Consider the following 14,196-nt stretch of genomic DNA (forward strand, 5'->3'; position numbering starts at 1 on the left):
GGAGCTTGCTCCCGCTGGACTGCGCAGCAGGCCCAAAGCCAGTCGACTCGGGGGGGCAGGACAACCGATTTGGCAGGATGTGGGGCGGCTTCGCCACCCAGCGGGAGCAAGCTCCCTCGCCACAGGATGATGCGAAAAAAACCAATGCCCATCAGAGGCAGTACCTCAATTAACCGTGAGGCCAACACCGTGATCAAGACCCTGAACCACCTCCCGCATCCCCATGAGGACGCGGCCGCCCTCGCCGGCCATTTCACCGACCTGGCGCCGCCGCTCAACGAGCGTCAAGCGCATCTGGAAGCCTCGCGCTGCCTGTATTGCTACGACGCGCCGTGCGTGAACGCGTGCCCGAGCGACATCGACATTCCATCGTTCATCCGCAATATCCATCAGGAAAACGTGCAGGGTGCGGCGCAGAAGATCCTCTCGGCCAACATCCTCGGTGGCAGTTGTGCCCGGGTCTGTCCGACGGAAATCCTCTGCGAGCAAGCCTGCGTGCGCAACAACGCCCAGGAATGCGCGCCGGTACTGATCGGCCTGCTGCAACGCTATGCCGTGGACAACGCACACTTCAGCGAACACCCGTTCCAGCGCGCCGCCGCAACCGGCAAGCGCATCGCCGTGGTGGGTGCCGGCCCGGCCGGTTTGTCCTGCGCGCACCGCAGCGCCATGCACGGCCATGACGTAGTGATTTTCGAGGCCAGGGAAAAGGCCGGCGGTCTCAACGAATACGGGATCGCCAAGTACAAACTGGTGGACGACTACGCGCAGAAGGAGCTTGAGTTCCTGATGGGGATTGGCGGGATCGAGATTCGTCACGGGCAGAAACTCGGCGACAACCTGACCCTCAGCGAACTGCATCAGCAATTCGACGCGGTGTTTCTCGGCCTGGGCCTGGCCGCCAGCAAACAACTGGGCCTGTCCAACGAGGATGCCCCCGGCCTGCTCCCTGCCACCGACTACATCCGCGAACTGCGTCAGGCCGATGACCTGACACAACTGCCGCTGGCCGAACGCTGCATCGTCCTTGGCGCCGGCAACACCGCCATCGACATGGCCGTGCAAATGGCTCGCCTCGGTGCCCGGGACGTGAACCTGGTGTACCGCCGTGGTGTCGCGGACATGGGCGCCACCAGTCACGAACAGGACATCGCCAAGGCCAATCAGGTGCGGCTGTTGACCTGGGCGCAACCCGAAGAGGTATTGCTCGACGACCAAGGCAACGTGCGCGGCATGCGCTTCGCCCGCACCCGATTGGTGGAAGGTCGCCTGCAAACCACCGGCGAAACCTTTGAACTGGTTGCCGACGCGATCTTCAAAGCCATCGGCCAGGCCTTCGACGCCGGCGCCCTCGCCGATCCGCTGGCCCGTGAACTCAAGCGTCAGGGCGATCGAATCCTCGTCGACGAACAGCTGCGCACCAGCATTCCCGGCGTGTATGCCGGTGGCGACTGCACCAGCCTCGATCAGGACCTCACCGTGCAAGCCGTGCAGCACGGCAAGCTGGCCGCCGAGGCGATCAACGCTCAACTCATGCTCAACGTGGAGGCTGCGTAAATGGCCGATCTCTCGATTGTCTTCGCCGGCATCAAGGCCCCCAACCCGTTCTGGCTGGCTTCCGCGCCGCCGACCGACAAAGCCTACAACGTGGTCCGTGCGTTCGAGGCTGGCTGGGGTGGCGTGGTCTGGAAAACCCTGGGGGAAGACCCGGCGGCGGTCAACGTGTCCTCACGCTACTCGGCGCACTTCGGGGCCAACCGTGAAGTCATGGGCTTCAACAACATCGAGTTGATCACCGACCGTTCGCTGGAGATCAACCTGCGGGAAATCACCCAGGTCAAAAAGGACTGGCCGGATCGCGCACTGATCGTGTCGCTGATGGTGCCCTGCGTCGAGGAGTCGTGGAAAAACATCCTGCCGCTGGTGGAAGCCACCGGCACCGATGGCATCGAGCTGAATTTCGGCTGCCCCCACGGCATGCCGGAACGAGGCATGGGCGCAGCGGTTGGCCAGGTGCCGGAATACGTCGAACAGGTTACTCGCTGGTGCAAGACCTATTGCTCGTTGCCGGTGATCGTCAAACTCACGCCGAACATCACCGACATCCGCGTCGCCGCCCGTGCCGCACACCGTGGTGGCGCCGATGCGGTGTCGTTGATCAACACCATCAACTCGATCACCAGCGTCAATCTGGAGCGCATGGTTGCCAATCCCGCCGTCGGCAGCCAAAGCACCCACGGCGGTTATTGCGGCTCGGCGGTGAAGCCGATCGCGTTGAACATGGTCGCCGAGATCGCCCGCGACCCGCAGACCCAGGGCTTGCCGATCAGCGGCATTGGCGGCATCGGCAGTTGGCGCGATGCGGCGGAATTCATAGCCCTGGGCAGCGGTTCGGTGCAGGTGTGCACGGCGGCGATGCTGCAAGGCTTCCGGATTGTCGAGGAGATGAAGGACGGTTTGTCACGCTGGATGGACAGTCAGGGCTACGCCAGCGTGTCGGATTTTTCCGGGCGCGCGGTGGGCAATACCACGGACTGGAAGTACCTGGACATCAACTATCAGGTGATTGCGAAAATCGATCAGGAGGCGTGCATCGGTTGCGGTCGCTGCCACATCGCTTGCGAAGACACCTCGCACCAGGCGATTGCCAGCCTCAAACAGGCAGACGGCACGCATAAATATGAAGTGATCGATGAGGAGTGCGTGGGCTGCAACCTGTGCCAGATCACCTGCCCGGTGCAGGATTGCATCGAGATGGTGCCGGTGGATACGGGCAAGCCGTTTCTGGATTGGAACCATGATCCCCGCAATCCGTATCACGTTGTGGTTTGAGAGTTAAAGATCAAGAGATCGCAGCCTCGTTTCACTCGACAGCTCCTACGGAGTGAAACGAGGCTGCGATCTTTTGATCTATGGCTCCAAACCGATCCCGCGCAAGATCACACTGGTCACCGTCTGCACCGCCCGTTCGAACTGCATGTCCGACAACGGCTGATGATCATTAAGAATGTTCACCTGATGATCGAAGTCGGCATAGTGCTGGGTCGAGGCCCAGATCATGTACAACAGGCTGGAAGGCTCCACCGGCAGGATGCGTTTGTCTTCCACCCACTGGCGAATTTTCGCTTCCTTCATCTTGGCCCAGTCGTACAGACTCGCGTCCAGCTTCTCACCGAGGGTCGGCGCGCCGTGGATGATTTCGTTGGCCCAGACTTTCGAACCGTACGGCCGGCTGCGGGAATGGTTCATCTTGGCGCGGATGTAGCTACTGAGCACCACGCGCGGGTCGTCGAACATCTCGAAGCACAGGGCGTCTTGCTTCCAGACCTCCAGCAACCCCAGGAGCACCGCGCTGTACAGCTCGCTCTTGGTGCTGAAGTAGTAATGCAGGTTGGAGCGCGGCAGTTGCACTTCGGCGGCGATGTCGGCCATGGCGGTGCTGCCGAAGCCTTTTTCGGCGAAGACCTTTTCGGCCGCCAACAGGATTTTTTCGACGTTACTGCGACGAATCTCGATCTTGTGATTGCCCATGAGGGCTCCCTGACAACAGCGTTGGTCAAGACTAGCATCCGCTCTACGTCGCGGCGACAGGGGAAAACGAAACTTCGTACAGCGGCCCTGCGGCAGGTAAACTGCCCGCCACTTTGAACCTGCCTGCGAGGTCTTCACGATGCTGCTCAAGAACGCCCTGACCACCGCTGCCCTGCTCGGCTCGCTTCTCGCCGCCTCATCGGTATTTGCCCACGCCCATCTGAAAAGCCAGACCCCGGCGGCCGACAGCACCGTGCAGGCGCCAACGGAACTGCGCCTGGTGTTTTCCGAAGGGGTTGAAGCAACGTTCACCAAAGTGAAAATCAGCAAGGACGGTGCCGACGTACCGGTAAAAAGCCTCGCCACCGAAGGCAGCGACAAGAAAACTCTGGTCGTCACCCCGGCAACGCCGTTGGCCGCAGGCGATTACAAAGTCGAGTGGCACGCCGTGTCGGTCGACACCCATAAAAGTGAAGGTGCCTACCGCTTCAAGGTGGGTCAGTAATTCATGACCGAGGCGCTGGTGCTGTGCCGCTTCCTGCATTTCACCGTGGTGCTGATGCTGTTCGGAGCCTGGGTATTCAGGCCTTTGCTGTTGGGCCGTGAAACGGCGCTGCTGGATCCGGCACTGGCGCGGGTGACCCGCTGGCTCAGCGTGGTGGCGTTGCTTAGCGGCGTCGGCTGGTTGCTGCTGATCACCGCCAGCATGGCCAGTTCCCCGGAGGCGGCATTCGACCCGGCGATGCTGAGCCTGGTGCTGAGCAATACCTTTTTCGGTCAGGTATGGCGCTGGCATCTGCTGCTCAATCTGTTGCTCGTGACTCTGCTGCTGACGCCCTGGCGCTCCAGCATGCCCTTGCGCATCGGCCTTTCCAGCCTGCTGCTGGCGACGCTGGCCCCGGTCGGTCATGGCGCCATGCTCGATGGCCTGCAAGGCCAACTGTTAATCCTCAACCAGATTGTTCACCTGACGTGCGTCGGCGCCTGGCTCGGTGGGTTGATGTTGCTGGTGATGATCCTGCGCCAACCGGACGCTCATCCCTTGAGCGCAATACTGCAACGCTTCAGCGGGATCGGTTACGCGTTGGTGGCGGGGTTGGTGATGACCGGCCTGATCAACGTGCGCGTACTGACCGGCGTGTTCTGGCCAACGCCGTTGCTGTCCGGGTTTGCGCTGATTCTGTTGATCAAGGTTGTTCTGGTGATCGCGATGCTGGGGTTGGCGCTGTTCAATCGGCTGCGGGTCAAGGATTGCCAGCAGCGTCCGGGGCTGTTGCGCACCAGCGTCATGCTGGAATGGATACTGGGGATCGGCGCAGTGGCGGCGGTTTCACTGCTCGGCACCCTGCCCCCAATGATCGCCAACTGAAACACACCCCACCTGTAGGAGCCCCCTGTGGCGAGGGGGCTTGCCCCCGTTGGGTTGCGAAGCAGCCCCAAAGTTTCTGTTGTACCAAAAATCCTGTGAGTGCTACGCACTCAAACGGGGCGGTGCGGCGTTCCGACAAGCCCCCTCACCACAGGTCACCCCCAACAAGAGGTATGCGTCAGTCAGGGGTACTGGGATCCCCTTCGGCAGCGGTATCAATACTCACCACCACCGACATCCCCGGCCGCAGCCGTTCGCTCTGTTCCTGATCGGCATCGACGCTGATCCGCACCGGCACCCGCTGGGCGATCTTGACGAAGTTGCCAGTGGCATTGTCAGCCTGCAGCAGACTGAACTCGGAGCCTGTGGCCGGTGAAATCCGCTGCACCCGCCCGTGGAATTTCTGGTGGTTCAGCGCATCGACGGTGAAGCTCACCGGCTGGCCGACCCGCACGTTGTCCATCTGGGTTTCCTTCATGTTGGCGATCACCCACAACTGGTTCGGCACCAACGCCATCAGCTGCGCCCCGGAGTTGACGTAGGCGCCGAGGCGCACGCCAATCTGCCCGAGTTGACCGTCGCGCGGCGCCACCACGCGGGTGTTCGACAGGTCGATCCGCGCCAGTTGCACCGCCGCCTCAGCACTGGCCACCGCCGCTTCCAGCGAGCCGCGATTAACGATCACCGTTTGCAGATCCTGGCGGGCGATGTCCAGATTGGCCTGGGCTTGCGCCACGGCGGCAACGGTCTGGGCATTGGCGGCCAGGGTCACGTCCAGCTCGCGTTTCGACACCGAGCCATCACCGACCAGTTCTTTGTTGCGGCGCAAATCCGCTTCACTTTTGCGCAACTGTGCCTGGGCGTCGGCGACTGCGGCCTGACGCAATTTGATGGTCGCTTCGGCGCTGTTGCGTTGCTGCACCACGTTGGCCAGCGCGGCTTTCTGCACCGCCAGTTGCGCCAGGGATTGATCGAGACGCTGCTTGTAGATGCGGTCGTCGAGGCGCACCAACAAATCGCCGGCCTTCACGAACTGGAAATCCTGCACCGGCACTTCGTACACGTAACCGCTGAGCTGCGGGCCGATGATCGTCACCTGCCCGCGCACCAGGGCGTTTTCCGTGGTCTCGACCGCGCTACTGAACGGTGGCAGTTGCCAGGCGTACAACACGATCAGTACACCGACGAGAGCAATCGCCGCAAAGCCCAGGGACGAGATGATCCGCACCCCCAGCGAGCGCGGTTCAGAGCCCGGCGAGGATGGCGGCGTCACGCCTTCGGGGGTGGCGGCAATAGTGTTGGTGGTCGTGGTGGTCGGTTCGGTCATGAAGAAGTGGCACCGCTGGATTGTTTGGTTGGAGTGGCAGGCGCCGGGGCAACGGCTTGGGTAGTGCTCATCAGCCACAGGGCGCGAATGGAAATCCAGATCATGGTCAGCACCGCGATCACGGCAATCAGCATGAACACATCGTTATAGGCCAGGACATTAGCCTCGCGGGTGGCGGCGGCGGCCAGGCTGCGAATGCCCTGCAGGTTGCGCAGGCTCGGGTCGGCAATCATTGAGCCGACCGCATTGCCGCCGCTCTGGACCCGCGCCGCCACACGCGGGTCAAGCAACGTCAGTTGCTCGACGATGTGGCTGGAATGAAACTTCTCGCGCGCGATCTGGAACGTCCCCAGCAGTGCCGCGCCAATCAGGCCACCGAGGTTCTGGCAGATACCGAACAGCACCGAGAAACTCACCAGGTTGCGCGGGCTGGACAGCACGTTACGCATGCCGTAGACCATGGTCGGCCCGAGGAAAAACGTCCCACCAAAAGCCAGCAGAAACTGACTGATATACAGGTTTTCCGGGCGGGTCAGGTTGTTCGAATAACTGTCCATCACCGAACCGACCGCCATCAGTGCCAAGGAGATGTTCAGCGGCATGATCAGGTGCTTGGGGTCGATGGTCAGGGCGCTGGTGGCAAGGCCGGCGATACTGCCGATCAACATCACCACATACAGGCTGTGCAGCTGCTGACTGCTCATGTTCAGCGCCTGCATGAACCCCACCGCGCCGGTGGACTGCTCCGACGTCACCATGCGGATCAGGATCACCGCCAGGGCCAGGCGAATCATCGCCCCGCTGCCGAGCCAGCGGGTCATCAGCATCGGGTTGCTGCGATTGTGCTCGATGGCCAGGCCCGTGAGGATCAACACGATCGAAGCCGCCGAAGCCACGCCGATCCACTGCGCTTCCAGCCACCAGTCGATACGCCCCAGGGACAGCACCGCGCAGAGCAAGGCCACGCCGCTGGCAAGGATGGCGAAAGTCAGGAAGTCGAGTTTTTCGAAGGTCTTGAAGCGATCACCCGGCGGCAGTTTCAGCAGAAACACGCAGCCCAGGGACAACAGCGCCATGCCCAGTTCGAACAGGTACAGCCCGCGCCATTCGGCGATCTGCAGCAGGTCTTCGGAAAACAACCGCGCCATGGGCAAAGCCAATTGCGAGGTGCCGAGGCCCAATACCAGCGCCTTCATCCGCCATTTCGCCGGGAAAGCCTGGATCATGTAATACAGGCCCAATGAACTCAGCGCCGCGCCGACCATGCCGTGGGCCGCGCGCACGGCGATCGCCGAACTCAGGTCGTTGACGAACAAATGGCCGAAGGTCACCAGCGCGTAAAGCATCAGGAACACTTCGGTGAAAGCCCGCAGGCCAAACTGCTGACGAAACTTCACCAGCAGCAGGTTCATCGACACGTTGGTCATGACAAAGGCCGCCGGCAGCCAGGCCATCTCGGCGGTGGTCGCCCCCAACGCGCCTTGCAGGTAAGGCAGGTTGGCGACCACCAGCGAGTTGCCGAGACCACCGGTCAATGCCACCAACACACCCACCAGCGCGTAGGCCAGCCGCCTGGGGTTGGAGTGCAACGGCGTCGATGGCGATCCGGGCAGGCTGGGTCGCTCGTGGGGCTGCCAGTCGCGCGGGGTGTAGTGATTCATTCAGTAGCCTTGGTTCAAGGAGTGTTGTCAGTTTGCCGCAAAATCACGGGGAGAACACACCCTTGCAAACACGAGCCTGTGGCGAGGGGGCTTGCCCCCGTTCGGCTGCGAAGCAGTCGCAATTCAGACAACTCGACATGCAGGAAAAAATAGGGGCCGCTTCGCGCCCCAACGGGGGCAAGCCCCCTCGCCACAGGACTTCTCCCACACTGGACTGTGTATTCGGCGGGATTCGTAAATTCTGTTTAAAAGTCTTCTCGCCCGCAGCGGATTTTTCCGGGGCAATCCAAATGACACCCTCACGGCACTGTTCAACTCAAAAGGTGCCCCCTATGACCACTGCCCGCTGGCAACGCTCCCCCCGCCTGCTGAAAAATCTGCTGGCCGCCGCCCTGCTGCTGCCATCCCTCGCGTTCGCCCAGGAACGCCCGTGGCCGGATGGCTCGCAACTGGTGATTTCGTTCTCCATGCAATTCGAAACCGGCGGCCAGCCTGACGGTGCCGAAAGTCCGTTCTCCGGCACTCCATTGCCCAAGGGTTACCCGGACATGCCGGCACAGACCTGGTTCGACTACGGCTACAAGGAAGGCCTGTGGCGGATGCTCGACTTGTGGGACCGCAACGGCATCAAGGTCACGTCCCATGTGGTGGGCGAAGCGGCGTTGAAACACCCCGAACTGGTGCGGGCGATCGCCGACCGTGGCCATGAAGTCGCCGCCCACGGCATGCGCTGGGCCGACTCTTACAACATGAGCTACGAACAAGAGAAGGCCTTCATCGGCGACGGCGTCGACGCGGTGCAGAAACTCACCGGCCAGCGCTCCGTGGGCTACAACGCCAATTGGCTGCGGCGCAGCCCCAATACCCTGAAAGTGCTGCAGGATCTGAACTTCACCTACCACATCGACGACGTCAGCCGTGATGAGCCGTTTGTGACGCTGGTCCGTGGCAAGAAATTCGCCGTAGTGCCATACACCCTGCGCAACAATGACATCGTGCTGATCGAAGGCCGGCACTTCTCGGCGCAACAGTTCTACCGGCAATTGGTGCTGGAATTCGATCGCCTGTACGCCGAAGGCGCCAACCGGCGGCGGATGATGTCGGTGAGCCTGCATGATCGTATCGGTGGCACCCCGGCGATGGTCGAGGCGGTGGAGCGTTTTATCCGTTACGCCAAGTCCCATCCGAAGGTCAGCTTCATGCGCAAGGATCAGATTGCCCAGATCGTGCTGACCGAAAAGAACCCGCTGATCGATAACACCGAGGCAGCGTACAACCACTGAGCCAAATTTTCGCCGAGGCCAGAATCAAAAGATCGCAACCTGCGGCAGCTCCTACGGGATTCGTGTTCGCCGATATTTCACGGGAGTATGCGAATCCCTGTAGGAGCTGCCGCAGGCTGCGATCTTTGCAACCATCACTACGCCAACAACTGACTCAACACCGCACGCAACTTGCCAGGCTTCACCGGTTTATTCAGCAGTGGCGCGTCGAGTCGCTGCAACGAGCGTCGACACTGATCGGTGCGGTCGGCAGTGATGATCACCGCCGGTATCGTCCGGCTGAAATGCTCGCGCAAATGCCGGACCACTTCACAGCCCACCACCCCGTGATCGAGGTGGTAATCCGCCAGAATCAGTTCCGGCGCCTGCCCTTGCAAGGCCGCCAGCGCGGAGGCCTCATCGGTGGCGGTGACCACCTCGCAGCCCCACTGCCCGAGCAGTGCGCTCATGCTTTCAAGGATGCTGACTTCATTGTCCAGCACCAACAGGCGTCGACCCGGCAGCGGATTGCCGGTGCTCGGCTGCGGCGCGACCTGGCTGATCGGCAGTGGAATCTCACGGGAAATCGGCACCTCGATGCTGAACATCGAACCGCGTCCTGGCCGGGAATGCACCTGAATCCGGTAATCGAGGATCTTGGCGATGCGTTCGACAATCGCCAGTCCCAGGCCCACGCCCTTGCGGTCGGCGGCGCGGCCAACGTCCAGTTGGTTGAATTCAAGGAAAATCGAGTCGAGACGATCCGCCGGGATCCCGCGTCCAGTGTCCCAGACTTCAATTCGCAGCGCGTCGCCCCGGCGTCTTGCCCCCAGCAGAATGCAGCCTTCGTCGGTGTAGCGGCAGGCATTGCTGAGGAAGTTGCGCAGAATCCGCGTCATCAGGCGCAAGTCGGTATGAATCGCGTAATCGCCCATGTGCACCCGCAGGCTCAACCCGGCCGCCGCGGCCACCGACTGAAACTCCGAAACCAGTGGCGCGAATAATTCATCGAGGCGATACAGGGCGATGTCCGGCTTTACCGCAGCCTGATCGAGCCGGGAAATATCCAGCAGGTCGGTGAGCAGGTCTTCGGCCCCTTCCAGTGCCTGATGGGTGCGCTCCACCAGTACCTGTTCGACGTCGGGCAAATGCCGTTCGCGCAAGGTCGAGATCAACAAACGCGCGGCATTGAGCGGTTGCAGCAGGTCGTGGCTGGCGGCGGCGAGGTATTTGTCCTTGCTGCGATTGGCCGCCTCGGCGGCATCACGGGCGTCGCGCAAGGCTTCGGCGATCTGTTTACGCTCGGTGATCTGTTGTTGCAGATTGCGGTTGGCGTCCAGCAACTCATTGGTGCGCGCGGTGACCCGTTGCTCCAGTTGATCATTGAGCTGTTGCAAGCGCTCCTGGGCCTGCTTTCGTTCGGTGATGTCGGCGACGAACCCCTCCACCAGGCCTTCCTGATCCGGTTTGAGCAGCAGGTTCATCAACACGTCGAGGACAGTGCCGTCCTTGCGCCGCAGCTGGGTTTCATAGCCCAGCAGGCTGCGCTCACGCTGGAGGGCTTCGCCGATGCCTTCCAGCTCTTGCGCGCCGCCGACGAACAGCGTGACCGCCAGGTCCGTCAGGGAAAACAGCACCTCCTGCGGGTCCTGATAGCCAAGCATCCGCGCCAGCGCCGGGTTGGCGGCGCGCATGCCTTCCTGCAGGCTGGCCTGGAAAATTCCGTGCACGGCGTTTTCGAACAGCCACTTGTAGCGATTGCGCTCGGCCTCCAGTTCATCCAGGCGCGCGGCCAGTTCCGGGTAATGACTCTTGCGCGCAGAGTGATTGCCCAGCCCGAGTAACCCGGTCAGCGCCCGTTGCTGTTCGTCAGAGGGCTTCGCCATAGACGACCTCGACGTCGCGCTGACTGGACTCGCGCGGGTTGGTAAGGATGCAGGGGTCATCCATGGCATGTTGCGACAGGAACGGAATGTCCGACGTACTCACCCCGTGCAGGCCCAGGGTTTCGTGGAAGCCGATGGCGTGTTTGAGGGCGATCAAGTGGTCGACCAGACGCCCGCAGATCTGCCGGTGGTTCAGGCCGCGACAATCGATGCCGAAGGTCTCGGCAATCACCTTGAAGCGCTCCGGCGCCGAGCTGTAGTTGAAGGCCACCACGTGCTCCACCAGCACCGCGTTGCACAAGCCGTGAGGCAGATCGAGGAATCCACCGAGGCTATGGGACATGGCGTGCACCGCGCCAAGAATCGCGTTGGAGAACGCCAGCCCGGCCTGCATGCTGCCGAGCATGATCTTTTCCCGCAGGGCGATGTCGTTCGGGTTGGCGATCATCTGCACCAGATTGCCGTTGATCAGCCGCATCGCTTCCAGCGCATGGGGATCGGTGAGCGGCCCGTGGCCGGTGGAAACGAAAGCCTCGATGGCGTGGACCAACGCGTCGATGCCGGTACAGGCCGACAGGAACGGGTCCATGCTCAGGGTGGTTTCCGGATCAATCAGCGACACGTCCGGCACCGCAGCCTTGCTGACGATGGAGAATTTCATGCGTTCTTGCTGATTGGAGATGATCACGAACTGCGACACATCGGCCGACGTGCCGGCGGTGGTCGGGATCAGGATCAGCGGCGGGCTGGGCATGCGCAGGGTGTCCACGCCCTCGAATTCAAGAATGTTGCGCCCGTGGGCGACGACGATGCCGATGCCCTTGCCGCAATCCATCGGGCTGCCGCCGCCGACCGCGACGATCACATCGCAGTGATTCTCCCGGTACAACTCGGCACCGAGCATCACTTCTTCGATCCGCGGGTTGGGCGAAACGTCGCTGTACACAAAGTAATCGATGCCCTGGGCTTGCAGGCTGGCCTCGACATCCGCGACCCAACCGGCGGCGATCACACCGGGGTCGCTGACCACCAGCACCTTGCGGGCGCCGAAGGTCTTGGCGTAGTTGCCGACGTTATGCCGACAGCCGGCACCGAAGATGATTTCAGGCGAAACGAATTTACGCAGTTGACTGAGATTCTGGCTCATTGGAAAGCCTGTTTTTATTGTTTTGAAAGGTAAAGCCAACACTAAAGCATCCGGCTGCGAATGCAATCAGACCAATGGGTAGCAACTGCCTGGGGTGGGGGCTTCGCGTTCGCAATTTATCCGCGATAGATCAGCCGCGAAGCTTTTTCATTGCGCAACGTCAGGTGTTCCATGCCCTGCCCCGGTGCTTCGGCTTCGTCCCGGGCCTTGAGAATAACGTTATGGTGCGGCGACTTGCTGCACACCGGGTCGGCGTTGCTCGCGTCCCCCGTTAGCATGAACGCCTGGCAGCGGCAGCCGCCCAGGTCCTTATGTTTTTCATCGCAGGAGCGGCATGGTTCTTTCATCCAGTCATCGCCGCGAAAACGATTGAAGCCAAAGGAGTCGTTCCAGATGTGTTCGACGCTGTGCTCGCGCACATTGGGGAACTGCACCGGCAGCTGACGCGCACTATGACAAGGCAACGCCGTGCCGTCCGGGGTGATGTCGAGAAACAGGTTGGCCCAGCCATTCATGCAGGTTTTGGGGCGTTCTTCGTAGTAGTCCGGGGTGACGAAAATCAGCTTGCACGGGTGGCCCTCGGCCTCAAGCCGCTGGCGATACTCGTTGGTGATGCGCTCGGCGCGCTGCAATTGTTCGCGGGTCGGCAACAGGCCGACGCGGTTGAGTTCGGCCCAGCCATAGAACTGGCAGGTCGCCAACTCGACGAAATCCGCCTCCAGCTCCAGGCACAGCTCGATGATCTGCGCGATCTGGTCGATGTTGTGCCGATGGGTGACGAAGTTCAGCACCATCGGGTAGCCCTGGGCTTTTACCGCTCGGGCCATGGCCAGTTTCTGGGCGAAGGCCTTGCGCGAGCCGGCGAGCATGTTGTTGACCGCTTCGTCGGCGGCCTGAAAGCTGATCTGGATGTGGTCCAGCCCGGCGACCTTGAAGTCGCGGACCTTCTGCTCGGTCAGGCCGATACCCGAGGTGATCAGGTTGGTGTAGTAACCCATGTCCCGCGCGGCCTTGATCAGCTCGGCCAGGTCCTGGCGCACCAGCGGCTCGCCACCGGAAAAGCCCAGTTGTGCGGCACCCATCTCCCTGGCCTCGCGAAATACCCGGATCCACTCTTCCGTGCTCAACTCCTCACCCTGTTGGGCGAAATCCAATGGGTTGGAGCAATACGGGCATTGCAGCGGGCAGCGATAGGTCAGCTCCGCCAACAGCCACAACGGTGGGCCGGGTTGCTGCTCGATCGCGTTCACAGGGCGATCCCCCGGTGCCAGACCCGCTCGGCGGTGACGGTGTGATACGGCGGGCGGTCCAGCTCATAGGCCATGCTCATCGCGTCGAGCATGCTCCACAGCACATCAAGCTTGAACTGCAAAATCTCCAGCATGCGTTGCTGGCCCTCGACCGTGACGTAATGCGCCAGGGTGATGCGCAAACCATGCTCGACATCGCGCCGGGCCTGGCTCAGGCGCGTACGGAAATAGTCGTAACCGGCCGGGTCGATCCATGGGTAATGGCTGGGCCAGGCGTCGAGCCGAGACTGATGGATCTGCGGCGCGAACAGTTCGGTCAGCGAACTGCTCGCCGCTTCCTGCCAGCAAGCGCGGCGGGCGAAATTGACGTAGGCGTCCACGGCAAAACGCACGCCGGGGAGTACCAGTTCCTGAGACAGAATCTGCTCACGATCCAGGCCCACCGCTTCGCCCAGACGCAACCAGGCTTCGATACCGCCTTCGCTGCCGGGGACGCCGTCATGGTCGAGAATCCGTTGCAGCCATTCCCGGCGCACGTCGCGGTCCGGGCAGTTGGCGAGGATTGCCGCGTCCTTCAGGGGGATATTCACCTGATAGTAGAAGCGATTGGCGACCCAGCCCTGGATCTGCTCGCGAGTGGCGCGCCCGGCGTACATGGCTTGGTGGAATGGATGATGAATGTGGTAATAGGCGCCTTTGGCGCGCAGGGCCGCTTCGAATTCGGTGGGGGTCATGGGGGTGTCAGTCATTGCGGTTCTCCGGG

Annotated in this window: 12 protein-coding genes; 5 read left to right on the top strand and 7 right to left on the bottom strand. The window is 61.8% G+C overall.

Features of this window, described 5'->3' with window-relative positions; genetic code table 11:
- Positions 1 to 189: 189 nt before the first annotated feature.
- Positions 190 to 1,557: an NAD(P)-dependent oxidoreductase gene (locus tag ACEN9A_RS16810; RefSeq protein ID WP_258674190.1), complete on the top strand. Its 1,368-nt coding sequence runs from the start codon at positions 190 to 192 to the stop codon at positions 1,555 to 1,557.
- The gene (gene preA / locus ACEN9A_RS16815; protein ID WP_258668733.1) at positions 1,558 to 2,832 is read left to right on the top strand and encodes an NAD-dependent dihydropyrimidine dehydrogenase subunit PreA; all 1,275 of its coding nucleotides are present in this window, start codon (positions 1,558 to 1,560) and stop codon (positions 2,830 to 2,832) included.
- A 78-nt stretch (positions 2,833 to 2,910) separates the two neighbouring features.
- Here the strand turns inward: preA and ACEN9A_RS16820 are convergent, their stop codons facing one another.
- Complete coding sequence (locus tag ACEN9A_RS16820; RefSeq protein WP_007937670.1) at positions 2,911 to 3,531, bottom strand: TetR/AcrR family transcriptional regulator; 621 nt, start codon at positions 3,529 to 3,531, stop codon at positions 2,911 to 2,913.
- A gap of 139 nt (positions 3,532 to 3,670) precedes the next feature.
- Between ACEN9A_RS16820 and copC the strand changes: the two genes are divergently transcribed.
- Entirely contained in the window at positions 3,671 to 4,036 is a 366-nt protein-coding gene (gene copC, locus ACEN9A_RS16825; protein ID WP_258668735.1) for a copper homeostasis periplasmic binding protein CopC, read from the top strand.
- Between the two features lie 3 nt (positions 4,037 to 4,039).
- Positions 4,040 to 4,900, top strand: coding sequence for a copper homeostasis membrane protein CopD (copD, locus tag ACEN9A_RS16830; protein ID WP_258668737.1), 861 nt, complete (start codon positions 4,040 to 4,042; stop codon positions 4,898 to 4,900).
- A gap of 178 nt (positions 4,901 to 5,078) precedes the next feature.
- On the opposite strand, the gene ACEN9A_RS16835 is transcribed toward copD, so the two are convergent.
- Together ACEN9A_RS16835 and ACEN9A_RS16840 are read right to left on the bottom strand one after the other, a co-directional pair.
- Positions 5,079 to 6,227: an HlyD family secretion protein gene (locus ACEN9A_RS16835; RefSeq protein WP_019579387.1), complete on the bottom strand. Its 1,149-nt coding sequence runs from the start codon at positions 6,225 to 6,227 to the stop codon at positions 5,079 to 5,081.
- A complete protein-coding gene (locus ACEN9A_RS16840; RefSeq protein WP_258668739.1) occupies positions 6,224 to 7,888 on the bottom strand; it encodes an MFS transporter in 1,665 nt (554 codons plus the stop codon). The genes ACEN9A_RS16835 and ACEN9A_RS16840 overlap by 4 nt, the downstream gene beginning before the upstream one ends.
- Positions 7,889 to 8,220: 332 nt before the next feature.
- Between ACEN9A_RS16840 and ACEN9A_RS16845 the strand changes: the two genes are divergently transcribed.
- Positions 8,221 to 9,171 (top strand): polysaccharide deacetylase family protein, encoded by a 951-nt coding sequence (locus ACEN9A_RS16845; protein ID WP_258668741.1) that lies wholly within the window; start codon positions 8,221 to 8,223, stop codon positions 9,169 to 9,171.
- A 137-nt stretch (positions 9,172 to 9,308) separates the two neighbouring features.
- Here ACEN9A_RS16845 and ACEN9A_RS16850 read toward each other — a convergent pair whose 3' ends face one another.
- From ACEN9A_RS16850 to pqqC, 4 genes are all read right to left on the bottom strand, one after another.
- Positions 9,309 to 11,036 (bottom strand): hybrid sensor histidine kinase/response regulator, encoded by a 1,728-nt coding sequence (locus ACEN9A_RS16850; RefSeq protein WP_258668743.1) that lies wholly within the window; start codon positions 11,034 to 11,036, stop codon positions 9,309 to 9,311.
- Positions 11,020 to 12,183 carry an alcohol dehydrogenase-like regulatory protein ErcA gene (gene ercA, locus ACEN9A_RS16855; RefSeq protein ID WP_018929698.1) on the bottom strand — a complete coding sequence of 388 codons (1,164 nt, stop codon included), beginning with the start codon at positions 12,181 to 12,183 and terminating at the stop codon, positions 11,020 to 11,022. Before ercA ends, ACEN9A_RS16850 begins: the two co-directional genes overlap by 17 nt.
- A 116-nt stretch (positions 12,184 to 12,299) precedes the next feature.
- Positions 12,300 to 13,433 carry a pyrroloquinoline quinone biosynthesis protein PqqE gene (pqqE, locus tag ACEN9A_RS16860; RefSeq protein ID WP_258668745.1) on the bottom strand — a complete coding sequence of 378 codons (1,134 nt, stop codon included), beginning with the start codon at positions 13,431 to 13,433 and terminating at the stop codon, positions 12,300 to 12,302.
- Positions 13,430 to 14,182, bottom strand: coding sequence for a pyrroloquinoline-quinone synthase PqqC (gene pqqC / locus ACEN9A_RS16865; RefSeq protein WP_018929700.1), 753 nt, complete (start codon positions 14,180 to 14,182; stop codon positions 13,430 to 13,432). The genes pqqE and pqqC overlap by 4 nt, the downstream gene beginning before the upstream one ends.
- Positions 14,183 to 14,196 lie beyond the last annotated feature (14 nt).

This window comes from Pseudomonas sp. Pseusp18 (assembly GCF_059506005.1).